The following is a 23,486-nucleotide window of genomic DNA, read 5'->3' as shown; positions in this document are numbered from 1 at the left end:
TCGCGCCCTCCTCAGTTCGCCGGCCCCGGCCGCGCGGTGCCCACCACGATCGCCCGGGACGTCTTGCCGCTAGTGAGCAGCCTGAACGAAGCGGTCGCCGACCGGGCCGCGAGCGGCTCGCCCTCCGGGTAGTACGGAAAGCTGACCTCGATGGTCTCGCCGAGGGTCAGCCTGCGCTGCAGGCTGGTCGGGCTGTCCACGCGGTATGCGATGCCGCTCCTTTCCCCGCGCGCGGACACCGCGGAAAAGTCGARCGCGATCTCCGCCACCGGCGCCGCCGGCGGCGCGACGATCAACGTGGTGTCGATCGTCGCCATGCCCGAGAACACGACGTTCTCGTCGGCCTCCGGCATCTTGCCGGCCACCCGCACCGCGGACGAGTGGGTCTGCGGTTCCTCGGCCGGCTGCGCGCCGGCATCGGCCACCGCGCCCGCCAGCCCCAGCCAGAGCGCCACGATGCCGATCCCGGCCCTTCCGGGCCCGCCCCTTCTTTCCTGCCTCATGATGTCCCTCCGTTACGCTGCATGCCACCGCCGCGGACCCCGGCGCCGCCGGGGTCCCGGTCCGCCCCTTGCCTAGAGCGCCGTCTTCAGGACTTCGACCGGATCCTGGAACGTCACCCCCTGCGGTGTCGGGATCGGCGTCGGCAACGGACGCAGGAACGGCGAGCCCGAGTCATCGATCTCCCATCGCAGCAACATGGCGTTGTCTTCGTGAACCGTGTTGTGGCAGTGCTCCATGAACATGCCGCCCCAGTCGCGGAACTGCATCGTGATCTTGAGCTTGCCGCTCGGGTGCAGCCGGTAGACGTCCTTGCGGCCCTGTTCCCAGGCCGGCACCTTCTGCGCACTGCCATCGCGCTCGAGGATCTGCCCCTCCTCGAAATGGATATGCAGCGGGTGGTCCCAGCCCCCGCCAGCATTGACGAGGTTCCAGATCTCGCGCGTGCCGGCCTTTGGCGCCGCCGACACCCGGCCGTAGTCCGCCGCCAGCGTGTCGCCGCCATCCACGCGGATGCCCCACGGGCCGAAGAAGCCCGAAGCGGACTTCCCGGTCGTCTGCTTCGCCCCGTCCCCGAGGATGAAGGTGCGCTCGCGCGCCACCGGGATCTTCGACAGGTCGGGGTTGGGGATCATCGTGGCCGGCACCTGGCTGAGGTCGGGTTGCGGCGGATCGCGCACCACGCGGAACTCGAGCATCGGCCCCACGCACGTGTCCTTCGACTTGCCCGACAGCGCCTCGCCCAGCGTGAGGTCATGCGCCACGCGCTTGCCGTTGTCGTGCTCGGCCAGGTTGACCAGCTGCACGCGCGCGCCATTGGTATAGCGCGAGAAGTCGATAACGATGTCGTAGCGCTCGGCGATGCCCATCTCGTCGAGCTGCGACAGCACGACCGGGCGCGGCAGCAGGTTGCCGTCGTTGCCGATCTGGATCATCGGCGAGCCGTCGCTGAGCATCAGCTTGAAAAAGCGCGACACCGAGGCGTTGAGGATGCGGAAGCGGTATTTGCGGCGCTCGACCTCGAAGTACGGCTTGTACACCGCGTTGACGGTGGGCTGGTCGCCCAGGAAGCCGTCGAGGTCGAAGATGTCGAACTGCATCTGGCCGTCGCGGTCCCACGCCTTGTCGGCCAGCATCAGGTTGACGTCGTAGTCGAGGTTGCCCCAGTCCTTGGCGCGCCCGCTCGGCAGCCGCAGGTTCACCCCGTCGTTGATCGACTCGTTGCCGCGGTCCAGCGCGCTGTAGATATTCATCATCGCCGCGACGCCCTTGTAGACGTTCTGCGATGTGAAGCTGAACATGTGGTCGTGGAACCAGTGCGTGCTCATGGTCTCGTGCCAGTCCCCGGGGATCTTCGTGATGCCGCCGTTGCCGTCCGGGCTGCCGGCGCGCCGGTCGCTGGCCGTGGTGTTGATCGAGCGGAAGCCGGCGAGCACCAGCGGCCAGTGATAGTCGTAGAACTGGCCCGGGAAGAAGAATGCACCGGTGAACCCGTCGTTCTCCGCGCCATGGTGGCCGTTGTGCTCGTGCGTCGACAGCGTATGGAGGCCGAAGCCGCCGTTTTGCGTGCGGTCGGCCGGCAGCGCGTTGTGGTGGCGGTACAAGATGGGCTCGCCGTAGCGGGCCAGCACCAGCTTGGGCGGGAACGTGCCGTTGAAGGTCCAGAACTTGGTCGCCGACTGGTCCGGCATGCTGGGGTGGAAGCACGTCTGTACCGAATGCAGCGGATCGATGCCGCAGTTCAGGCGCGAGTCGACGCCAGGGTTGTAGGCGAAGTTGTGCGTAAGGCCGCTGGTGGCCACCTCGTAGGCGACCTGGGGCGGAAGAATGTCCCAGCCCTGGTGCGCCCAGATCGGGCCGGGCGGGCGGCCTTCGACCGGGCCGAAGCCGCCGCCCAGCACCGCCGGCACCGCCTGGAGCGTGGTGTTGGCCTCGTGCGTGGGCGCCGGACTCAGCGCCGAAACCGGCTTGCGCGGCAGCACGTCCATGCGCGGCATGGGCTGACTGAACGGCGCCGCGCCAAACAGCGAGCTGGCTGCGATGCCGGTGGGAGACCCGCTGCTGCCGCCGCTGCCACTGCCGCTGCTGCCGCTGCCGCCCTTGCCCCACGCCTGCCCGACGAAGGGGTTCAGCCCATGCTTGTTCGCCAGCATGCCGGTCGCCGTGATCAGCCCCCACTTGAGCAGTTCGCGCCGCGTGACCTTCCCGTGCGACAGTGCCTGTACGATCTCCAGCCGGTTCCGTCGTGCCCGCTCGGCCTTGCGGACCTCTTCTGCCGGTGCGTTACTGGGTAGATACAGCATGGTTTCCTCTCCGTCTCGGTGTCGAACTTTTCCGGCGCATGCGCCGGCCCTCCCCGTACAAGCATTGCCGCTTCCTGCGCCCGGCCGGTAAGGCGCGCACATGTGCGCCTTCCGCCCGTGGTCGCCGGGAGGCCCGCCGCGGCAGCCTCCCGGGTACTGCATCCCACTGCGCGCAGCGTCAGTTGCGCACGCGCGTCAACGGCGTCGGCGGGCTGCTGCCGCCCAGGTTCGACTTCACGACCAGGCCCTCCCCCGGCCCGGGCTGTGGCGCGCCGACCAGCGACAGCGTGTAGTTGCCGCCCCCGTTGTTGGTCATCGTGTTGCCCATCGTGGCCGGGTCGAACAGCCTGCCGCTGGTCGTGCGGTATGGCTGCAGCGTGAGGACGACCTTCGGGCTGGCCACGGACGAGACCGCCGTCACGTCGAGCCGCTGCCGCGAGATGCGGTACTCGGCCACGGTGATGGTGTCGGTGTCCGCCGCCGGCGTGAACGTGACGGTGGCCGTCACCGGCGCGGACTTCGCGTTGGTGACCGTGTCGGTGGCGATCACCGTGAACGCGAGCACGTCGCTGGCGGACTGGCCGACCGGCAACGCGCGGCTGACCGTCATGCTCGCGCTGCCGCTGGGCTGGCTGAATGCCTGCGGCGGCCCGCCGGTCTGCGTCCACGTGTAGCTGAGCTTGTGGGCGCCGGTGCCATTGGCGGTCAGCACCACCGTCGAGCCCGAAGGCACCGTCAGGGGCGACAACGGGCTGACGAACGGCACGGCGGCCTGCGGCGGCGTGACAGTGACGGTCATCGCCGAGGTGGCCTGCAGGCCGTCGCAGCCGGTCACGGTCAACGTGAACAGCAGCGTGTTGGTGGCCGTCACCGTGGGCGCGGTGAAGGTCGGGTTGAGGACCGAGGCGGACGGTGCGAGCGTCACGCCCTTCGGCGGCGTCCATGCGTAGGCAAGCTGCCCGGAGCCACTCGCGGTGCCGTTGAGCTGCACCTTGGTTGCGCCCGATTGCACGGTCATGTTGGCGCCGGCGCTGGCCCGGGGCGCCGTGCATGACACCGGCTGGCCCGATCCCGGCCAGGGTTTGAGCGGCCCGGCCACGACGCCGCTCGACGAGCTGTAGCCGCCCCTGGCCAGGAAGGGCATCGTCGCGAAGCTGATCGGCGGCGGCGTCACGCCGGGGAAACTCTCCTGGAACAGGTATTCGAGGATCGGCGCGTGGTACTGCCCGGCAATCAGGCCATTCTTCAGCGGCGTGCTGGTGGCCGGCGTCCACGCACCCTCGATGACGGCGCGCACTTCCCGCGTGGCCGGCAGGAACGTGTTCTCCTCGAGCGGGCCGAAACAGAAATTGAACGTGGCGACCAGGCCCGTGCATGGCGGGCGGAAGCGCCAGCGGCCCTTGACGGTGCCGGTCGGGGCGCCGGGATCGACACCCACGATGCCCCATTCGCGCTCGCTCGTGGTGCCGTCGGGCGCGACGTCGATGCCGTACAGGAGGACATTGCGGCTGGGGTCGGTGGTGACGCCCTCGAAGCGCGTGCGCACCACTGCCTCCTGGTTCGCCGGCACCGAGATGCCGCCGTTGCCGAGAATCGTCACATCGATCGCGACATATGCGGGGTCCGTGAACGGCGCCGTGAAGATGCCGATGTTGGCGACCAGCGTGTGCGCCGACACATAGGTCGCGTCGGTCGGCGGGTACGGGCCCTGAGCGCCACGGTCGCCGACCAGCGTGCCGGAGTAGGTGACATGGTCGCCCACCTCGAAGGGCGCCATGATGCGCGGGTCCGGCAGTTGCCCGGCCGCCAGCGCCGCCGGGTCAGGCATGGTGAAGTTGGTGGAGAACTGCCCGCTGATGTCCCTGGGCCGGTTGCCCTGCGGACACGCCGCATCGTCGGCCTGGCGCGACGCGTCCACGCGCGGCACGCACATCGGATAGCCGGTCGCGCTGCGGATGGTCGGGTTGTCGGCATCGATCGTGAAGCGCCGGTCCGGCGACATGGCGCGCCCGAAGCGCCCGCCCGGATCGTTGATGCGCACGCGCGTGCCGGGCTTGCTGGCGTCCAGCACGTTCTGCGGCACGCCGCCGCCGTCGCGCACCAGCCGCCCGCCCACGCGCAGCTCGCCCGCCGCGTAGTCGATGTAGTTGATGAAGCCCGTGCCGCTGTTGAGCGACTGCTGGGAGATATAGACCAGGCCGGCGATATAGACATCGTCCACCTGGTTGCCGATCACGTGCGCCTCGTAGCCGCTGAGCGGCGCCGGCAGGTCAGCCAGCGCCATGCCGGTGGCCACGTTGGTGTACGGCGCCGGCGCCTGTGTGAACAGCTCCTTCCAGGTCAGCGCGTTGGCCGGAAGGATCACGATGGTATTGGCGGGAATGACGATGGTGTGGCCGTTGACCCGCATCTTGCCGCCGCACAGCGCGTCGCCGCAGCCGTCGAGGGTGGCCTCCTGGATATAGCCCAGTACGTCGAACTGCGCGTCGACGCCAGGCGCCGGCGCCTGCGCGCGGGCAGGCATCGCCAGCGCCGCCAGCACGGCCAGCGCCAGCAGCCACAGCAGCGCGAACGGCGCCCCGACCACGCCCCGGCCACTGCCCCGGCGCGCCCCCGCGCCGCCGGTTGGTTCGATTGGATCCGACATACGATGGCCTCCCCATTTGCCATTCAGCGCAACGTTCTGCATGACGCGGTCTCGACGCCGCAATTCAGTGCGCGAACGGACTTAGCCCCAGAAACGTCTGCAAACCCTTGCGCGTGCCGTCGGCCCCGACCGCCTGCACGCATTGCATCAGGTCGATGGCGGTCCCCTTGCGGACGTCCTGCGCCACGGACCGCGAACCGCCCTGGTGACCGTTCGGCATGCAGATCGACGGATGGTCGAACGGCGCGCGGCTGTACCGCACCCGGTCGTCCGACAGTGACAGCAGGAACGACACAAGATCCTCCTTCTCGGCCTGGCTCAGGCCGATCGGGCCCACATGGAAATCGAAGTCGTCGCGGTTGGCGTAGGCGAAATCCCCGCCCCGGTTGTAGAAGTCGATCACCTGCATCAGCGTGGACTTCCCGCCGTTGTGGAAGTACGGCCCGGTGAACTCGACGTTGCGCAGGCCCGGCGCCTTGAACGCCCCGTCCGCGACGATGCGCTGCCCCTGCGGGAACGGGCTGCTGCCGAAGCCGTTGCCCAGCAGCGCGCCCTTGCCGAGCTGCGCCATGCGCGTTTCCGACAGCGGATTGCCGAACGCATCGTTGCCGCCGAGGCCGATATCCTCCCGCGTCGGCCGCACACCGATGTTGTAGAAGCCGGTGTCGTAGATGCCCACGGCGCCGTCACCCATGGTCATGCGCTCCACGCGCTGGTTCTGCACGTTGCTGAACGCCGCGTTGGTGGTCTCGGGGCCGCCATGGCAGCTGATGCAGCGCCCGCGCTCCTGGTACAGCATGAGCCCGCGCATCTGCTGCGCGGTCAGCGCGGTGCGGTCGCCCTCGGCAAAGCGATCGAACGGCGTATCGTCGGAAACCAGCGTGGCCTCGTACATCTGCACCGCGATGCCGAAGAACAACGCGAAGTTGGCCTCCATCTGCGTGGTGACGAGGTTGCCGCGAAAGCGCCGCAAGTCGAAGTCATTGTCGTCCCGGCGGCGCTGCCGCTGCAGGTCCATCGGCTTGAAGTTCAGTGCGTGCGAGCCCGGCAGGCTGAGGATGACCGGCGCGGACCAGAACTCCGGACGGAACGCCTTCCTGATCAGCTCCGCGTACGTCGGCGCGCGCAGCGCGTAGGCGCCCAGCACGCTGTCGCGCGGCGAGATGTCCTGATCGGCCAGCAGGCGCTCCTTGAGCAGCTTTTGCCCCAGCTCCACGAACGCCCGCCCCTGGCAGCTCATTTCGTTGCCGCTCATCGGCGGGCCCGACGCCTGCGAGGCCAGCGACGACGAGGACAGCGAGACGGCGACATTGCGCAGCACACCCTTATCGAACTTCCACGCCAGCGGCTGCGTGTTGCGCAGGCCGAACGGGTCGCCGCCGTTGAACACGTTGTTGCCCCGGCCGTCCCAGAAATTGCGGAAGTTGAAAACCGCGTTGATGACGCTCGGCGTATTGCGCGGCTCCACGCGCCGGGTGTTCACGCCGTTGAGGTCGAAGCCGGTGCCGCCGTGCAGCACCGAATCGGTGACCACGGTGCAGTCGTCTGGCCTGGCATTGGCGCGCACGGCATCGAACTTCGCCGTGAACACGCCCTGCGATGACACCACGTCGTTGACGTCCGCGGCGATGGTCCCCGCATCGTCGATGTCCCCATGGCGTGTCAGCGGAAAATCGGCCGCACGCAGCGTGTAGTTCGGGCCGGCATAGTTGCCGCCCGCCTGGAACGCGGTGTCGCCGGCCAGCAGTCCGGGGTTGATCTGGTTGGTGATGCGGTTGTCCGCGCCGGCATGGAAGTGGCAGGTGGCGCAGGCGGTGCGGTTGTCGCTGCCCACGCGGGCATCCCAGAACAGCGCCTTGCCGAGCTGGACCGCGGCGGTCTTGTCGCGCACGAACTCCGCCAGCTCCTGGTCAGTCGGCCCCGGCACCGGCACCGTCTTGAGCGACCCGAGCGGCCGCTGCACCGGGAATATCTGCGTCGACGACTGGGCATGCAGCAGGTGCGAGCCGACCAGTGGCACCACCAGCAACGCGCCTGCCGCGCCCGCGACGAGCCACCGCGCCACGCGCCGGGCTGCCCGCCGGCGCGCCCCCGAATGTTCTTGCGCGGCCTGTGCCGCCGCTTCCCCGAAGGCTTGCGCTGTCGCTGCCGCTGGCGCTGCCCGCGCAGCTTCGGGCAACGCTCCCCCTACCCCGTCTCCGGGCTGGTGCTGGCTCATGACCCTCTCTCCCCGTGTCCACCAGGTGTGCGCCGCGCGCGGCGCGCCCTGGCGCAATGCTTGTCAAGGCGGGCTGGTGGTCCGGGATGCGGCGCGAACCGCATCCCGGCCATGCCCTTTGCGTACTAGTTGCGTATCCGCGTCAGTGCCGTCTGCGGGCTCGTGCCTCCGATGCTCGACTTCACGGTCAGCGGCGTGGCCGGCGGCGCCGCCGGCTGCGGCGCGCCGACCAGGACCAGCGTGTAGGTGCCGCCGCCGGTATTGGCCAGCGTCGCGCCCAGCGTGCCGGGGTCGAACAGCGCGCCCGTGGTGGTGCGGTACGGCTGCAGCGTCAACACCAGGTTCGGGTTCACGATGGACGACGTGACCGTCAGGTCGAGTCGCTGCTTGGACGTGCGGTACTCAGCCGTGGTGACGGTCACCACGTCGGGCACCGGCACAACCGTCACCGTGACGCTGACCGGCTGCGACACCTGCCCGCCGTCGTTCGCGGTCACGGTGAAGGTCAGCACGTCGCGCGTGATCTGCCCGAGCGGAATTGCCCGCGTGAAGCGGATCGACGCCGAGCCCGCCGGTTGCTGCGAGAACGCCTGCGCCGGGCCGCCCGTCTGCGTCCACGTGTACGTGGTGCCCGCTGCGCCGCTGCTGCTGGCGGTCAGCGTGACCGGCACGCCCGAGTTGACGGTGACCGGCGCGATCGGGTTGATCACCGGCACCGGGTGGCTCGGCGGCAGCACCGTCACGGTGACGGTGGACGTCGCCGTCTGGTTCTTGCAGCCGGTGACGGTCAGCCGGAACGTCATCGTCTGCGCGGCGCCGCCGGCTGCAATGACGGGCGCGTCGAACGTGGGGTTCGGCGAGGTCGGGTTGGTGATCACCGTGCCCGGCGGCGACACGGCCTGCCAGGCATAGGTGAACGGCCCCGTGCCGGTCGCGCTGCCGGTGAGCGGTACCGCCCGCGCGCCCGAGGCCACGCTGAAGTCGGTGCCGGCATTGGCGGCCGGCGCCGTGCAGGTGCCCGGTGCCTGCGCGCCGGGCCACGGGTTGAGCTGCCCGACGATGGTGCCGGCCGACGACGTGTAGCCGCCTTGCGCGAGGAACGGGATCGTCTCGAAGTTGTTGGGCGGCGGCGGCGTGCCGGGCACGTTCTCCGGGAAGATGTATTCCAGGATCGGCGCGCGATACTGCCCTGCCATCAGCCCGTTGGCGCCGCCGGTGTCGGCCTGCCGGGTCGCGGGCGTCCACGCGCCTTCGATCACGGCGCGCACCTCGCGCGTCGGGGGGATGAAGTTGCCGCCCGCGGGAGGCGTGCAGGCCTTGACCGTCGCCGTGACGGCGGTGCACGGCGGGCGGAAGCGCCAGCGGCCTTGTACCGCGCCGTTCGGCGGGCCCGGGTCGACCGCGATCGTGCCCCAGTCGCGATCGGTGGTCGAGCCGTCGGTGTTGACGTCGATGCCGTAGAGATGGATGTTGCGGCTCGGGTCGGTGGTCATCCCTTCGAAGCGCGTGCGGATCGCGGCCTCGCCCGCGCCGATCACGGTCAGCCCGCCCGTGCCGATGATCGTGACCTCCACCGCGACGTAGGCCGGGTTGGTACCGGGCGCGGTATAGATGGCCACGTTGTTGGTCACGGTATGCGCGGACACGTAGGTGCCGGCGCTGCCGCCCGGGTACGCGCCGCTGGTGCCGCTGTCGGTCACCAGTGTGCCGGCGAAGTTGACGTAGTCGCCGACCTGGAACGGCGCCATGATGCGCGGGTCGGGCAGCTGGCCCGGCGCCAGCGCAGCCGGCGCCGGCATGGTGAAGGCCGGCACGAAGTTGCCGGCCACGTCCTTGGGCCGGTTGCCTTGCGGGCACAGCGCATCGGGAATGGCCTGCGGATCATTGGGGTTGGTCCGCGGCAGGCACATGGGGAAGCCGGTGGCGCTGCGGATGGTCGGGTTGTCAGGATCGAGCGTGAAGCGCTTGTCGGGGCTGCCCGCGCGCCCGTACTTCCCGTCGGGATCGTTGATGCGCACGCGCGTGCCCGGATTGCCGGCCGACAGCACGTTCTGCGGCACGCCGGTGGCAAGGTCGAGTGTCAGCTTGCCGCCCACGTACATCTCGCCGGCGGCGTAATCGATGTAATTGATATAGCCCGCGCCGGCATTCAGGTCCTGTTGCGACAGGAAGATCAGCCCGGCGATATAGGTGTCGCCGACGCGATTGCCGATCACGTGCACCTCATACGTGGTCAGCGGCTGCGGCGAGTCGGCGAGCGCCATGCCGCTCGACACGCCCGTGTAGGGTGCCGGCGCCTGGTCGAACAGCTCCTTCCAGGTCAGCGCGTTCGCCGGAAGCATCACGATGGTGTGGTCCGGCACGACCACCACGTGGCCATTGACCTTGAGCTTGCCGCCGGTGACGGCGGTCGGGTTCGGCCCGTTCAACGTGGCCTCCTGCAGGAACCCCACGATGTCGAACTGCGATGCCGTGCCCGGCGGCGGCAGCTGCGCCAGCGCCTGTTGCTGCCAGCACAGCTGCACCAGGAGCAGGATCGTCGCCAGCCAGGCCCCGAGCCGCCGGTACGCCAGCCGCTCTCGCGTCGTGCGAAGCGCTGCACGTGCCGCCCCGTGCCGCCTAGTCATGTCAATCGCGTCGTTCATGATATTGCCCTCCACTTATCGTCACCCTGGCGCGCCCGGTCGGGCGCCACCGCCCGCCCCCGGGCCCGTCGACTTGCCTCGCGCCGCCGGCAGCATCGCCGCCACCGCGCTTGCTCACAGACCCAACAAGCCTCCTTCGATCCCCGGTTGCCAAGGTTGCGGGCACGCGCCGCTTGCAAGCCGCGGCGCTTGTGCCGATGACTACGCCATGTTCCGCACCGCGTGCGCAATCTGCTGCGGCGCCGTGAGCGCGGGCATCATGCACCAGCGGTCGAGCGGCTCGTTGCCGATGCTGAGCATGCCGGTATGGCGCGACAGCAGCGCGTCCTCCGCCGGATCCGAGTCGTAGAAGCCGAGCCTGCGCCTGACCAGGTCCATGTCGGCGCGCCGGCCGGTCAGGAACGTCCAGCCGGGCCGGATGCCGTACTGCCGCGCATACGCCTGCAGCGCCGCGGGCGTGTCGAGCTCGGGCTGCAGCGTCAGCGAGACCAGGTGGATGTCATGACCCACGCGGTGGCCGAGCGCGGCCTGCACCGCCATCAGGTTGGCCGTGTTGGGCGGGCAGATGCCGGCGCAGGCGGTGTACATCATGTTGAAGACGACGAGGCGCCCCTTGACGACGTCGTCGTAGAAACGCACCTTGCGCCCGTCGTGCGTCTCGAACATGACGTTGGGAAAATAGCCGGCCCGCGGGCCGTGCCTGGCGGCAACGGCCAGGCCGCGGGCGCTCGCCGCCGCCGGCAGCAGCGCCGCGCCGCACAGGGCTTTCAGGAGGGTTCGCTTGGAAGACATGTTGTCGTGCTCCGCCATGGTTTTGGTCGTGCGTGCGTTCGCTCTGTGTACCGGGCCGTGTATCGCGTCGTGCGTGCCGTTCGCCGGATCAGGGCACGATGTCGAAGCGGATCATCATCGCGTGGTCCTCGTGCTGGCCGTTATGGCAATGCATCATGTATTTCCCCTCGTAGTCGCGGAAGCGGATGAACAGCTTCACCTCTTCGCCGGGCCCGATCACATACACGTCCTTGCGCCCGCGCTCATGCGGCGGCGGCGCATTGCCGTTGCGCGACAGGATGCGGCCTTCCTCGAAGTGGATATGGACCGGATGTGACCAGTTGCCCTTGCCGCGCAGCACCCACACCTCCTCGGCGCCGCGCCGGGGCGTGGCCGCCGGCCGCGTGACGTCGAACAGCTGCCCGTTGACGGTCCAGCCGCCGTTGGATCGGTCGAACTCCCACACGCGGGTCGGCAGCTTCTTGAGCTGCGCGGCCGTCGGCATCGGCGGCACCTCGCGCGGCGTGGCCGGCACGCGGCTGGCATCGGGCACCCTGGGATCGGCCCRCACATCGAAGCGCAGGATCTGCGTGCCCGGCGACAAGCGCTTGTCGCTCGGGCCACGCCCGTCGGTCTGTTCGAGGCGGTTGACCAGGAACAGCTGGCTGCCGATCGGATAGCGGGAGAAATCGATGACGATGTCGGCGCGCTCGGCCACGCCCATCCGGATCGATTTCATCGCCAGCGGCGCCGGCAGCAGGTTGCCGTCGTTGGCCAGGTAGGTGAACTCCTGGTCGACGCCCTTGTAGGTCAGGTAGAACTCGTAGAAGCGCGCCGGGCCGCCGTCGAGCAGGCGGAAGCGGTATTTGCGGCGCTCCACTTCGAACAGCGGCTGGATCTTGCCGTTGACGCAGAACTTGTCGCCGAGGATGCCATCCGAATTGAACGGATCGAAATAGAGCATGCCCTTGGCGTCGAACTGGCGGTCCTGGATGACGAGCGGGATGTCGTAGACGCCAACCCCGCTGGGCAGGCGCAGCGCATTGGGATTGGGGTCGTTCTCGTTGCCCGAATCCAGCTCGTCGAACAGCAGATAGAAGCCGCTGAGGCCGCGGTACACGTTGGGCGCGGTGAAATCGAGCCGGTGGTCGTGGTACCACAGCGTGCCGAGCGCCTCGCGGGAGTCGCCATGCGTCGCGGCATAGGCATCGTACCCGGCATAGCAGTTCGGGTAGAGATGGTCCTTGTATCCGCCCGGTGCGCTGAGCGTGGGGCCGGCCTTGCCCGCGCTGTAGTAGTCGCCGGTGAAGCCGTCGCTCTCGGAGGCGGTGTGCAGGTTGTGCAGGTGCGTGCTGATCTCCGGCGAGCCGAACCCGATATGGTTCGCCGGCAGGTCGTTGTGGATGCGCACGACAATGGGCTCGTTGTACCGGGCCACGAAGGTCGGGCCCGGCACGAGGCCGTCGTAGCCCCAGACCGGCTGCGTCGGCAGGTCGCGGTGGAACGAGTGCAGCGCCTGCCTGACGCGCAGCTCGTAGAGCCGCTGCGCGGTGAAGTCGGCCCAGCGCTGGTGTTCCGCGCGGCCGCATTCGCCGGCGCCGGGCACGCGCTGCGCCGCCGGGACCAGTGCCGGCACCGGCTGCTTGACCGGCGGCACCGGCAATACCTCGATAAAGGGCCGTGTCGCCGGGCTGCCACGCGAATCGCCGCCGTCCTTGGCCAGCGCGCCTTGCGTACCCAGTCCCTCTCCAAGCACTGCCGCTGTCGCGCCGGCCGCTGCCCGCCCGAAGAATGCCCTTCTATTTTCCCGTTTATTTTCCCGCCCACCCGATTTACTCATTTTTTTACCATCCTGTTTTGATACCATTTTCTCCGGACGAGCGCACCCCTGCCGCCCAGCAGCCTCCCTTTAATTACGTGGAATGACCTGTTCCGCGGCGGCGCTAATTAGAGCCGGCGGAACCATTGACTTCGGTGCACCAACCTGGGGTTTTCCGCAGCTTGGATGGTTAAAAATGACAAGACCCCGAACCGGCACGGCGTAATCGCCCGTGACGGATTCATACACGTCTGATGCCGCATGGCATGCTCTCCCTTGATCCCCCCCCGGGGCTTTCCCTGCAGGCGTTGCCGGATGGCGCTTGCGCCGCCGGCCGGAGCTTGACGCCCCATTCGAGAACCGTTTGCATTTTCGTTTTTATTAAAATAAAAACTAATGCCGGTTTCTTCGCTTCGCCCTTTTTATTAGCTCGCGAGACACCGGTTTCCCACCGGTTTGCGCGAACGCCTAATAATTTATTGATTGTGCCTGACCACGCTATCATGCAGATGGATGAGCAATGTGTGGACATTTCAATATGGCGGCCTCTAGTTGCATCCAGCGTGGCCAGACACCAATATCCGCAACGGAATAATCTTTTCAACCTTGTAACAGCGCCTGTCATTCATCCCACAGGATGGTCCGCCCCATCTTTTCTTTTGGATTATCCCCGTGCTAATCTTTTGCCATGTTGGTGAGGAGCTGACATGAGCCCAATAATAAAAATTCTCATCTCTTTTTCGATTGGCCAGACAGGCTATGGCTATTCGGGAGCGGGGTATGCCGCAGACATCTACCGCTCCGAGGGACCGGACGGGGAGGTGCGCTTCGCCAGCCAGCCACTCGACAAGAGCTACCGGCTCTACCTGCGCGGCGAAACGCCGCGCGCCGCCGTGCCGGGCAAGGCCGTCGCGTCTCGCGCTGGCGCGCGCCCCGACAACGGCTCCGCGCCGGCGGGCCTGCGCGACCTGCCGCTGGCGGCGCTGGTCGAGCAACTGTCGGCGAAGCACGCCGTGGATGCCGCCCTGGTCAAGGCGGTGATCGAGGTCGAATCCAGGGGCAACCCCGCCGCCGTCTCCGCCAAGGGCGCCACCGGCGTCATGCAGTTGCTGCCGTCGACCGCGGCCATGTACGGCGTCACCGAGCTGTCCGATCCCGCGCAGAACATCGAGGCCGGAGTCCGCCACCTGAAGTATCTGCTCGACCTGCACGGCGGCAACGTGGCGCTGGCGCTGGCCGCCTACAACGCCGGCGAGGGCGCCGTGGCCAGGCACGCCAGGCGCATCCCGCCGTACCGCGAAACCATGCTCTACGTGCCGGCCGTGCTCGCCCGCATGCAATCCAGCCGCAACCAGGCCAAGCCGTGAAGGACGCCATGAAAGACGCCACGAGAGCCGCCATGAATACGCATCCGCACCGCCACCCCGGCGCCGGCTTCACGCTGCTCGAATTGTTGATCGTGGTGGTCATCATCGGGCTGCTCGCGGCCTACGTCGGGCCGAAGTACTTCTCGCAGCTCGGCAAGTCCGAGCGCACCATCGCCAAGGCGCAGATCGACGCGCTGGAGAAGGCGCTCGACACCTATCGCCTGGACGTAGGGCGCTATCCGAGCACAGAGGAAGGCCTCGTTGCGCTGGTGAGCAAGCCGGGCGGCGGCTCGCAGTGGAACGGCCCGTACCTGAAGAAAGCGGTCCCCGCCGATCCGTGGGGACACCCGTATCAATACAAGTCGCCCGGCACCGCCGGCGAGATCGAGATCCGCTCGTTCGGCAAGGACGGCCAGGCGGGCGGCACCGGCGACAACGCCGACATCACCAACTGAAGACGGAACGGAACACCGCAGCAGGGCATGCACCGGGCGCCTTGCCAGACAAGAAAACAAAGCGCCGCGCGTGGGCAACGGCGAGCCAGCCGTGCCCAACTGAGCTCGCGGCGACAGGGGAACACAGGGCCACCGGCAACGCCGGGGCGCCTGCCGCAAGACGCGGCGGAACGGGTCCGGCGCGAAGACAAAGACAAACCCTAGCGGGTCGGGGGTGACATGAAGCCAACCATATCCAGTTTCCACAAGGGCAGCCGGTATTGCCTCCGGCCGGCGGCGAACGCGCACTGGCGCGCGGGATGCGCACGCACCGTCCCGGCGGGACGCGCGTGCATGCCCGCCAGCAAGGCACGCTGCTAGGCACGCCGCCCTGCACCGCGCGCCAATGCGCGGCGCAGGCAAGGCTGTCCAGGCGTCGAGGCGCGCCGAGCCCCGGGGAACCCCGCGTTCCCCGCTGGCCAGGCACCGCCGGTACCGGAAGTCGTGGAGACAACACCATGCAGTTTGATGTGCGCGCCCTCTCAGCGGACCACCTGATGGTCCGCCTGCGGCTTGACGCCCGTGACGAAGCGGACGTGCGCAGCCAGGTGGAGGCGCGCGGGCTCTATCCCGCTGCCGTCATCCCGGTGCGCGCGCACGCGGGCGGGCCGCGCCTGCCCGGCCGGCGCGGCCGCTTCTCGGTGGCGCTGTTCAGCCAGGAACTGCTGGCCCTGCTCAATGCCGGGCTGAGTCTCGTGGAATGCCTCGAAGCGCTGCAGGAGAAGGAAGGCAATGCGGCATCGGCCGATATCCTCGCGCAGTTGCTGGCCGGGCTGCGCGAAGGCAAGCGCTTCTCGCGGGTCCTGGCCGAGCGGCAAGGCGTGTTCCCCCCGCTCTATGTTGGCATCGTGCAGGCGGCGGAGAACACCAGCGACCTGCCGCAGGCACTGGGCCGCTACGTGGACTACCAGCAGCGCCTGGACGCCGTGCGCGGCAAGCTGACCAGCGCCGCGATCTACCCGGTGATCCTGCTGATCGTGGGCGGCGCCGTGAGCGCGTTCCTGATCGGCTACGTCGTGCCGCGCTTCGCGGAGGTGTACCAGGGCGCGGGACGCAGCCTGCCGTGGCTGTCGCAGCAACTGCTGGCCTGGGGGCAGTTCGCCGGGCGCCACGGCACGCTGCTGGCGCCGGCGGCGCTGCTCGGCGCCGCGGCGCTGTGGCTGGGGGCGCGCCGGCTGCTGGCCCGCCACGGCATCGCCGCCCTGCTGGCATGCCTGCCCGGCCTCGGCGAATGCGTGCGCATCGTCGGGCTCTCCAGGCTCTACCTGACGCTTGGCATGCTGCTCGAGGGCGGCATCAACATCGTCGCCGCCATCGACACCGCGCAGGCGATGGCCGCGCCGGGCGTGCGCGGCAATCTCGGCGCGGCGCGGCTGGCCATCCAGTCCGGGCTGCCGCTGTCCGAAGCCTTCGAGGCACAGGGACTCACCACGCCCGTCTCGCTGCGCATGCTCCGTGTCGGAGAGCGCAGCGGCGAGCTGGGCGCCATGCTGACGCAGTCCGCCAATTTCTACGACGGCGAAATCGGCCGGTGGATCGAGCGCTTCATGCGGATGTTCGAGCCGCTGCTGATGGCCGCCATCGGCCTGATCGTCGGCACCATCGTCGTGCTGCTCTATATGCCGATCTTCGACCTTGCCGGGGGCCTGACATGAACGCGAACGCCGATCCGCAGATCGTCATCGATGCGGCGCTGCTGCAGCAGGCGCGCAGGCAGGCGCAACGCTCGCAGCGCCCGCTCATCAGCGAGCTCGAAAGCCTCACCGGGGCCGAGCCACGCGACCTCGTGCGCAGCCTGGCGCAGGCGTTCGGCCTGCAGGTGCTGGAGACCGCGCAGATGCTCGCGCTGGCGCCGGTCTTCGACAAGCTGCCGCTGTCCAAGGCCATGCAGCGCCGCTGCGTGCTGCTGCGCGACGACGGCGGCCACAGCGTGGCGGTGATCGCCGACCCGTTCGATACCGACCTGCACACGTGGCTCGAGGCGCGCGCAGGCATGCCGGTCGAGTACCGGCTCGCCTTGCAGGCCGACATCCAGGCCTACCTGTCGAAGCAGGAAGAGACCGTGCGCGCGGTGGACGCCATCGTCGGCAGCGCCGACGGCGAGGCGCACGGCAGCCGCACCGCCGCCGTGCTGTCGTTCGCCGCGCTGTCCGAGGCGGCCAGCCCGGCGGTCAAGCTGGTCGACTCCACGCTCTACGACGCGCTCAAGGCCGGCGCCTCCGACATCCACCTCGAGTGCACCGCGCAGGGCCTTGCCGTGAAATACCGCATCGACGGCGTGCTCGACCATGCCGCGACCGCCCATGGCGTGGAAATCGCCGAGCAGGTGATCTCGCGCCTGAAGATCATGGCCGAGCTCGACATCGCCGAGCGCCGCGTGCCGCAGGACGGCAGCTTCCGCGTGGAGGCGGGCGGGCGCGAGATCGACCTGCGCTTGTCGATCATGCCCAGCATTCACGGCGAAGATGCGGTGATCCGGATCCTCGACAAGCGCGCCATGATCGACGCCTATGGCTCGCTGACGCCCGAGGCGCTCGGCTTCGACGGGCCGTCGCTGGTCGCCTTGCGGATGCTGTCGCAGGAGCCCTACGGCATGCTGCTGGTGACGGGCCCGACCGGCTCCGGGAAGACCACCACGCTCTATGCCGCGCTGACCGAGATCCACAACGGGCGCGACAAGATCATCACCATCGAGGACCCGGTCGAGTACCAGCTGCAGGGCATCCTGCAGATCCCCGTCAACGAAAAGAAGGGGCTGAGCTTCGCCCGCGGCCTGCGCTCGATCCTGCGCCACGACCCGGACAAGATCATGGTCGGCGAGATCYGCGACCGCGAGACTGCCGAGATCGCCGTGCAATCGGCGCTGACCGGCCACCTGGTCCTGACCACGGTACACGCCAACAACGTCTACGACGTGTTCGGGCGCTTCACGCACATGGGGATCGATCCCTACGCTTTCGTGTCGGCGCTCAATGGCATCTGGGCCCAGCGCCTGGTGCGGCTCAACTGCCCGCGCTGCGCCACGGCGCAGGAGCCCGACGACGCGGAGCTGGCCAAGGTGTTCCTCGCCCGCGCCGATGTCGCGGACTGGCGCTTCATGCAGGGAAAGGGCTGCGGCGACTGTCGCGGCACCGGGTACAGCAAGCGCCGCGCGATCGCCGAGATACTGATCCTCAACGACGAGCTGCGCGAGCTGATCATCGACAAACGACCGATCCGCCAGATCAAGGAAGCGGCCCGCCGCAACGGCAGCCGCAGTCTGCGCGAAGCCGCGCTCGACCTGGTCAGGCAAGGCGACACCACGCTGGAAGAAATCAAACGGGTCACGCTCCATGAATAAACGTCCTCTCTCCCTGCGCATCGGCTTGTCCACGTCCTCGGTGGCGCTCGTGCGCCGATGCGGCTGGCTGCGCCGGACCAACGAACTGCTGGCCGAAGCGCCGCTGAGCGCCGAGCCCGACGTGGGCGCCCTGTCCGGCCTGCGCGCAGCGCTGGCGGACACCGGCTGCACCCGCATGCCCACATCCGTGATCCTCGGCAGCGCCTGGACACGCATGTTCATGGTCACGCCGCCGCGCAACACGGAGCGGCTGCGCGACTGCCAGGCGGCCATCGGCATGCGCTTCGGCCAGCTCTACGCGGACCGCGCGGAGGACTGGGCAATCAGCGCGGACTGCGATGCGAAGCACGCGTTCCTGGCCTGCGCCGCGCCCCGGTGCCTGGTGGACGGACTGCGCCAGGCGGCCACGGACCACCGCCTCGCGCTGGTCGCCATCCAGCCGCGCTTCATCGCTGCGTGGAACCGCTGGCGGCGTGCCCTGCCGCGCGGGGCCTGGTTCGGCGTGATGGACGACGACGCGCTGGTGCTGGGCCTGGTCGACCACGGACGGCTCACCGATGTGCGCACGCTGCCGGTGCCGGCCATCGCGCCGCTTGACCGCACCTGGCTGGCGGTGCAACTGGCGCGCGAAGCGCTGCGCCACGGCTTGCCGGCGCCCGCGCGGCTCTGCCTGTGCGGACAGGTCCCCGCGGCGTGGTTCGACGCCGGGGTGCAGGCGCCGCAATGCGTGGCGCTCGACGGCGTGATGGCGCAGGCAACGGCCGGCGCGGAACTCGCCCTCACCGGAGCACGGCCATGAAGGCAAGCCGGGTCGATTTCGCTCCGCGCTCGCTGTGGCGGTTCGTGGCCGGCACCCGGCCGGCTGCGTGGCTGGCCGGCGCGGCCGGGGTGGCGCTATGCGCGAGCGCGGCCGTGACGGCCACCGGACTTGCGCGGCAAGGCGACCTCGAGCGCGGGCAGCTGCAGCAGATGCGCGCGCGCGTGGCCGGATACAGCCAGGCGGCGCGGCACGCCGCACCGGTGGAGGTCGCGCAGGCCGCCGCCGTCAACGACGTCGTGTCCCGCCTGAACCTGCCGTGGCGTGACCTGTTCCGCGCCGTCGAGGCGGCGACGCCCGCAGGCAGCATCGCGTTGCTCGAACTGTCCCCGGACGCAGCCCGCCACGCCATCAAGGGCGTGGCGGAAGCGAAGGACGGCACCGACATGCTCGCCTACATCGCCCGCGTGGGCAGCCAGCCGTTCTTCTCGTCGGTGGTGCTGCTGCGGCATGAACTCAACGAACAGGATCCCAACAGGCCGCTGCGGTTCCAGTTTCTTGCGCAGTGGGCGGAGAGCGACAAATGAACACGCATCTGATCGGGCAATCGCTGTTGCAGGCGCGTCTCGCGCTGTTCCGCAACGCGGCCGGCACGCTCGTCGCCGCGGCGCTGTGCCTGGCGGGCGCGCTGTGCTGGCTCTGGTGGGTCCCGCTCGAGCAGGCCAGCGTGGCGCAGCAACACGCCTCGCTGCAACGCGAGCGCATGGCGCAGCGGATCGCGCAGAGCGCGCCGAAACCGGCCGTGCCCACGTCGGCACAGGACCGGCTTGCCCTCTTCTACGGCGCGCTCGGCGACCGCCGCCACATCGAGCAGGAGTTGCTGACACTGTTCGACAAGGCCAGGGAGAACGGACTGGTGCTGGCCAAGGCCGACTACAAGTCGGTGTACGACCGCCACAGCCGCGTGTACAGCTACCAGATCCTGCTGCCGGTCAATGGCTCGTACGCCGCCATCCGCCGTTTCTGCGAAAAGACGCTGCTCGCGATCCCGTTCGCCTCGCTCGACGAGATCACGTTCCGCCGCGACGCGATCGGCAGCGGCACGCTGGAGGCGCGGCTGCGCTTCACCTTGCACCTGAAGGACATGCCCGCCGCGCCGGCGGCGGCGCCCGAACCCGTGGCCGCGCCGGCCCCGGTGCCCGCGCCGGGCACCATTGTCGCCATGCAGGCTCAGCAGCCATGAAGCCCAGGCATCTCGCACTTGGTGCCGCGCTGCTCGCGGCCGCGGCGCTGGCCATCTTCGGCGACCGCTCGCCGAGTGGCGACGATATCGTCGCCGCCGTGACGCGCGCCGATGCCACGCAGGCGGCCACCCCTGCAGCGCGCGCGGCCGGCGGCGAGCCCGTCATCCTGGCGCTGCACAACCGGGCCGAGCTGCTGGGGGCTGGCGACACCGCCGACGGCACGCTCTTCGACAGCCACAACTGGACGCCCCCCCCGCCGCCACCGCCGCCCGTCGCCGTGGCGCCCCCGCCGAAGCCCACTGCGCCGCCGCTGCCCTTCACCTACCTCGGCAAGAAGCAGGAGAACGGCAAGTGGGAAGCCTACCTCGCGCGCGGCGGCGACACCTACGTCGTGCGCGAACACAGCATGATCGATGGCACCTATCGCGCCGAAGCGATCACGCCGACGACCCTGACCATCACGTACCTGCCGCTCAAGCAGGTGCAGAAACTGTCCCTCGGGGAGGCAGACTGATGCCGCAAGTCAACCAATCCACGCGCGCCCTCGCCCGCCTCGCAAGCCGGGCCGGGACCGCGTGCCTGCTCGCCGCTTCGCTGCTGCTGGGCGGCTGCGCCGCCGACAAGGCCTATCGCGAAGGCCGGGACCTGGCGGCCAGCGGGCGGCAGGAGGAAGCGATGGGCAAGTACCAGGAAGCCATGATCCTGGACCCGAAGGACGTGCAGTACCGCATGGGCTACATGCGGGCGCGCGAGCAGGCCGTGAACAGCTATGTGGAGCGCGCCGAGCGCGAGGCGGCCTCCGGCAAGCCGGACCTGGCCGATGCCATCTACCGCCGCGCGCTGACGCTGGACCGCGCCAACGAACGCGCGCTCGCCGGATTGCGCGCGATCGACGCGGCGCGCGCCAAGGCGCGCGGCGCCGCGGTGGCCGCCACGGAAAACGCGGCGGGCGCCGCGCGGCGCGCTGCCGAGGACATCGGCGGCCGCCCGGCCGACTCGATGCTGGCGCTCGCCTACAAGAAGCCGATCTCGATCGAGTTCCGCGACGTCACGCTGAAGCAGCTGTTCGAGGTGGTGTCGCGCTCGTCCGGGCTGAACTTCCTGTTCGACAAGGACGTGCGCACAGACCAGAAGGCCACGGTGTTCCTGCGCAACAGCACGGTCGAGTCCGTGGTGTTCTTCACGCTGCTGACGAACCAGCTCGAGCAGCAGGTGCTCAACGAGAATACGGTGCTGATCTACCCGAACACGCCGAACAAGCTCAAGGACTACCAGGAGCTGATGGTCCGCACCTTCCACCTCGCCAACACCGACGCCAAGATGGTGGCCAACACGCTCAAGACCATCCTCAAGACGCGCGACGTCGTCGTCGACGACAAGCTCAACATGCTGATCGTGCGCGACAGCCCCGAGGCGATCCGGCTGGCGTCGCGGCTGGTGGCGCTGCACGACGTGCCGGAGCCGGAAGTCATGCTGGAGGTGGAGATCCTGGAGGTCAAGCGCGACCGGCTCACCACGCTCGGCGTGGCCTGGCCCGACAGCCTGAGCCTGACCCCGATCCCATCCGCCGCCGGCGGCGTGCTGACGCTGCGCGACCTGATGAACCTGACCAGCTCGAAGGTGGCGGCCGGCATCGGGCCGCTGACCATCAACGCAGGCACCATCGAGTCCTCCGCGAAGCTGCTCGCCAATCCGCGCATCCGCGCGCGCAACCACGAGAAGGCCAAGATCCTGATCGGCGACCGCGTGCCGTTGATCACCACCACATCCACCGCTACCGGCTTCGCATCGGAGTCCATCAACTACATTGATGTCGGCCTGAAGCTGGACGTGGAGCCTGCGGTGCACCTGGACAACGACGTGGCGATCAAGGTCTCGCTCGAAGTCAGCAACATCGTGAGCCAGCTCACGACCAAGTCGGGCTCGGTGGCCTACCAGATCGGCACGCGCACGGCCAGCACGACGCTGCGCCTGCGCGACGGCGAGAACCAGGTGCTGGCCGGCCTGATCAGCGACGAGGACCGCCGCAACGCGAAGAAGATTCCCGGCCTCGGGGACCTGCCGGTGCTCAGCCGCCTGTTCGGCAGCTCCGCCGACGAAAACCAGAACACCGAGATCGTGTTATCGATCACGCCCCACCTGATCCGCAATATCGAGCGTCCCGCGCCAGCCGTGCTGACCTTCGCCGCGGGAACGGAAACGAGCTTGCGGCTGCGGCCCGAGGGCCTGACCGTGCCGTCCGCCCGCGCACCACTGATCGCGCTGTCCGGCCAGCCCGGCGCGGGCGCCGCGCAGGCCGTGGCCATGCCCGTATCGCTGCCAGCCGCGGCCGCGGCCGCGCCAGCCGGCACCGCCGCCGATCCCGGTGCCGCGGCGCAGCCCGCGCCGGACGCCGATGCCGATCCGCCCGCGGCCCAGGCCGCCCCGCTCGTCAGCGCGCCCGGCAGCGCGCAGATGAGCTGGCAAGGCGCGCAGCAACTGAAGGTCGGCGACACGTTCACGCTGCAGCTGTCGATGCAGTCCGCGCGCCCGGTCACCAGCGTGCCAGTCGCGATCACGTTCGACGACAAGGTCTTCGAGGCGGGCGGCGTGGTCGAGGGGGGGTTCCTGCGACAGGGCGGCGCGCAGACCAGCTTCACCAGCAAGGTCGATGGCGCGGGCCAGCTGCTCATCACCGGCACGCGCACCGACAGCAGCGGCGCCAGCGGCAGCGGCAACTTCGCCAGCATCAACTTCCGCGCGCTGGCCCCGACCAATGCATCGGCCATCCAGCTGCTCACCACCGCGCCGGTGGGGCTCAAGGGCAGCGCGATCTCCGCGCGCGCACCGGCGCCGCATGTGGTGCAGGTACAGCCGTGAAAGCGCCGGCCAACGCCCGCCCGAGCCCGCCGCCGCGCGGCGCGGCGTCTGCGCGCGGCTTCACGCTGATCGAGTTGCTGGTCACGCTGGCGATTCTGGGCGTGCTGGCCACCATCGCGCTGCCGCTGGCGCAGGTGAGCGTGCAGCGCGCCAAGGAGCAGGAGCTGCGGCGCGCGCTGCGCGATATCCGCACCGCCATCGACGCGTACAAGCGCGCCAGCGACGAAGGCCGCATCCCGAAGATGGCGGGGACCACGGGATACCCGAAGAACCTGGAGATCCTGGCCGAGGGCGTGCTCGACCAGCGCAGCCCGACCCGCAGCAAGATGTACTTCCTGCGCAGGGTGCCGCGCGACCCGCTGGCGGCAGACACGTCCGGCCCGGAATCCGCGGCCTGGGGCAAGCGCAGCTATGCGAGCGAGCCCGACGCGCCGCAGGAAGGCGACGACATCTACGACGTCTACACCCGCTCGGGCCAGACCGGCCTGAACGGCGTGCCTTACAGGAAATGGTGACGAACG

The 23,486-nt window shown here is 69.2% G+C and carries 17 protein-coding genes; 10 read left to right on the top strand and 7 right to left on the bottom strand.

The annotated features are described in order from the left end of the window. Positions 1 to 11: 11 nt before the first annotated feature. From AB4Z48_RS23420 to AB4Z48_RS23390, 7 genes are all read right to left on the bottom strand, one after another. Positions 12 to 503 (bottom strand): hypothetical protein, encoded by a 492-nt coding sequence (locus AB4Z48_RS23420; protein ID WP_441618344.1) that lies wholly within the window; start codon positions 501 to 503, stop codon positions 12 to 14. 72 nt (positions 504 to 575) lie between these two features. Next, positions 576 to 2,804 carry a multicopper oxidase family protein gene (locus AB4Z48_RS23415; protein WP_441618342.1) on the bottom strand — a complete coding sequence of 743 codons (2,229 nt, stop codon included), beginning with the start codon at positions 2,802 to 2,804 and terminating at the stop codon, positions 576 to 578. A gap of 178 nt (positions 2,805 to 2,982) precedes the next feature. Then, positions 2,983 to 5,451: a PKD domain-containing protein gene (locus AB4Z48_RS23410; protein ID WP_441618340.1), complete on the bottom strand. Its 2,469-nt coding sequence runs from the start codon at positions 5,449 to 5,451 to the stop codon at positions 2,983 to 2,985. A gap of 64 nt (positions 5,452 to 5,515) precedes the next feature. Then, positions 5,516 to 7,516, bottom strand: a complete 2,001-nt coding sequence (locus AB4Z48_RS23405) for a cytochrome-c peroxidase (RefSeq protein ID WP_441618337.1) — start codon at positions 7,514 to 7,516, stop codon at positions 5,516 to 5,518. Positions 7,517 to 7,794: 278 nt separating this feature from the next. Continuing rightward, on the bottom strand, positions 7,795 to 10,314 hold the full coding sequence (locus tag AB4Z48_RS23400) for a PKD domain-containing protein (protein WP_441618335.1): 2,520 nt from the start codon (positions 10,312 to 10,314) through the stop codon (positions 7,795 to 7,797). A gap of 201 nt (positions 10,315 to 10,515) precedes the next feature. After that, on the bottom strand, positions 10,516 to 11,106 hold the full coding sequence (locus AB4Z48_RS23395) for an SCO family protein (protein WP_441618333.1): 591 nt from the start codon (positions 11,104 to 11,106) through the stop codon (positions 10,516 to 10,518). Positions 11,107 to 11,194: 88 nt separating this feature from the next. Further along, positions 11,195 to 12,841 (bottom strand): multicopper oxidase family protein, encoded by a 1,647-nt coding sequence (locus AB4Z48_RS23390; RefSeq protein WP_441618331.1) that lies wholly within the window; start codon positions 12,839 to 12,841, stop codon positions 11,195 to 11,197. A gap of 770 nt (positions 12,842 to 13,611) precedes the next feature. Between AB4Z48_RS23390 and AB4Z48_RS23385 the strand changes: the two genes are divergently transcribed. From AB4Z48_RS23385 to AB4Z48_RS23340, 10 genes are all read left to right on the top strand, one after another. Then, complete coding sequence (locus AB4Z48_RS23385) at positions 13,612 to 14,271, top strand: lytic transglycosylase domain-containing protein (RefSeq protein ID WP_441618329.1); 660 nt, start codon at positions 13,612 to 13,614, stop codon at positions 14,269 to 14,271. Positions 14,272 to 14,303: 32 nt separating this feature from the next. After that, positions 14,304 to 14,726 (top strand): type II secretion system major pseudopilin GspG, encoded by a 423-nt coding sequence (gene gspG, locus AB4Z48_RS23380; protein ID WP_441618327.1) that lies wholly within the window; start codon positions 14,304 to 14,306, stop codon positions 14,724 to 14,726. A gap of 497 nt (positions 14,727 to 15,223) precedes the next feature. Beyond that, on the top strand, positions 15,224 to 16,420 hold the full coding sequence (locus AB4Z48_RS23375; RefSeq protein WP_441618325.1) for a type II secretion system F family protein: 1,197 nt from the start codon (positions 15,224 to 15,226) through the stop codon (positions 16,418 to 16,420). Beyond that, positions 16,417 to 18,105 (top strand): GspE/PulE family protein, encoded by a 1,689-nt coding sequence (locus AB4Z48_RS23370; protein WP_441618323.1) that lies wholly within the window; start codon positions 16,417 to 16,419, stop codon positions 18,103 to 18,105. The genes AB4Z48_RS23375 and AB4Z48_RS23370 overlap by 4 nt, the downstream gene beginning before the upstream one ends. Continuing rightward, positions 18,098 to 18,904, top strand: coding sequence for a hypothetical protein (locus AB4Z48_RS23365; RefSeq protein WP_441618321.1), 807 nt, complete (start codon positions 18,098 to 18,100; stop codon positions 18,902 to 18,904). The genes AB4Z48_RS23370 and AB4Z48_RS23365 overlap by 8 nt, the downstream gene beginning before the upstream one ends. Further along, the gene (locus tag AB4Z48_RS23360) at positions 18,901 to 19,449 is read left to right on the top strand and encodes a hypothetical protein (RefSeq protein ID WP_441618319.1); all 549 of its coding nucleotides are present in this window, start codon (positions 18,901 to 18,903) and stop codon (positions 19,447 to 19,449) included. The genes AB4Z48_RS23365 and AB4Z48_RS23360 overlap by 4 nt, the downstream gene beginning before the upstream one ends. Then, positions 19,446 to 20,105 (top strand): hypothetical protein, encoded by a 660-nt coding sequence (locus AB4Z48_RS23355; protein WP_441618317.1) that lies wholly within the window; start codon positions 19,446 to 19,448, stop codon positions 20,103 to 20,105. Before AB4Z48_RS23360 ends, AB4Z48_RS23355 begins: the two co-directional genes overlap by 4 nt. Next, on the top strand, positions 20,102 to 20,620 hold the full coding sequence (locus AB4Z48_RS23350; protein WP_441618315.1) for a hypothetical protein: 519 nt from the start codon (positions 20,102 to 20,104) through the stop codon (positions 20,618 to 20,620). Before AB4Z48_RS23355 ends, AB4Z48_RS23350 begins: the two co-directional genes overlap by 4 nt. After that, positions 20,620 to 22,965, top strand: a complete 2,346-nt coding sequence (locus AB4Z48_RS23345; protein WP_441618313.1) for a secretin N-terminal domain-containing protein — start codon at positions 20,620 to 20,622, stop codon at positions 22,963 to 22,965. The genes AB4Z48_RS23350 and AB4Z48_RS23345 overlap by 1 nt, the downstream gene beginning before the upstream one ends. Beyond that, positions 22,962 to 23,480, top strand: a complete 519-nt coding sequence (locus AB4Z48_RS23340) for a type II secretion system protein (protein ID WP_441618311.1) — start codon at positions 22,962 to 22,964, stop codon at positions 23,478 to 23,480. Before AB4Z48_RS23345 ends, AB4Z48_RS23340 begins: the two co-directional genes overlap by 4 nt. Positions 23,481 to 23,486 lie beyond the last annotated feature (6 nt).

Source organism: Cupriavidus sp. 2TAF22 (assembly GCF_052115045.1).
GTDB lineage: Bacteria > Pseudomonadota > Gammaproteobacteria > Burkholderiales > Burkholderiaceae > Cupriavidus.
This window is presented reverse-complemented; position numbering and strand designations above follow the sequence as displayed.

Bases quoted from the DNA above. Each gene is read 5' to 3' on its own strand.
- AB4Z48_RS23375 (WP_441618325.1), top strand. From the start codon at position 15,224: ATGCAGTTTGATGTGCGCGCCCTCTCAGCGGACCACCTGATGGTCCGC.
- AB4Z48_RS23345 (WP_441618313.1), top strand. From the start codon at position 20,620: ATGCCGCAAGTCAACCAATCCACGCGCGCCCTCGCCCGCCTCGCAAGC.
- AB4Z48_RS23410 (WP_441618340.1), bottom strand. From the start codon at position 5,451: ATGTCGGATCCAATCGAACCAACCGGCGGCGCGGGGGCGCGCCGGGGC.
- AB4Z48_RS23350 (WP_441618315.1), top strand. From the start codon at position 20,102: ATGAAGCCCAGGCATCTCGCACTTGGTGCCGCGCTGCTCGCGGCCGCG.
- AB4Z48_RS23400 (WP_441618335.1), bottom strand. From the start codon at position 10,314: ATGAACGACGCGATTGACATGACTAGGCGGCACGGGGCGGCACGTGCA.
- gspG (WP_441618327.1), top strand. From the start codon at position 14,304: ATGAATACGCATCCGCACCGCCACCCCGGCGCCGGCTTCACGCTGCTC.
- AB4Z48_RS23385 (WP_441618329.1), top strand. From the start codon at position 13,612: ATGAGCCCAATAATAAAAATTCTCATCTCTTTTTCGATTGGCCAGACA.
- AB4Z48_RS23415 (WP_441618342.1), bottom strand. From the start codon at position 2,804: ATGCTGTATCTACCCAGTAACGCACCGGCAGAAGAGGTCCGCAAGGCC.
- AB4Z48_RS23355 (WP_441618317.1), top strand. From the start codon at position 19,446: ATGAACACGCATCTGATCGGGCAATCGCTGTTGCAGGCGCGTCTCGCG.
- AB4Z48_RS23395 (WP_441618333.1), bottom strand. From the start codon at position 11,106: ATGTCTTCCAAGCGAACCCTCCTGAAAGCCCTGTGCGGCGCGGCGCTG.
- AB4Z48_RS23360 (WP_441618319.1), top strand. From the start codon at position 18,901: ATGAAGGCAAGCCGGGTCGATTTCGCTCCGCGCTCGCTGTGGCGGTTC.
- AB4Z48_RS23365 (WP_441618321.1), top strand. From the start codon at position 18,098: ATGAATAAACGTCCTCTCTCCCTGCGCATCGGCTTGTCCACGTCCTCG.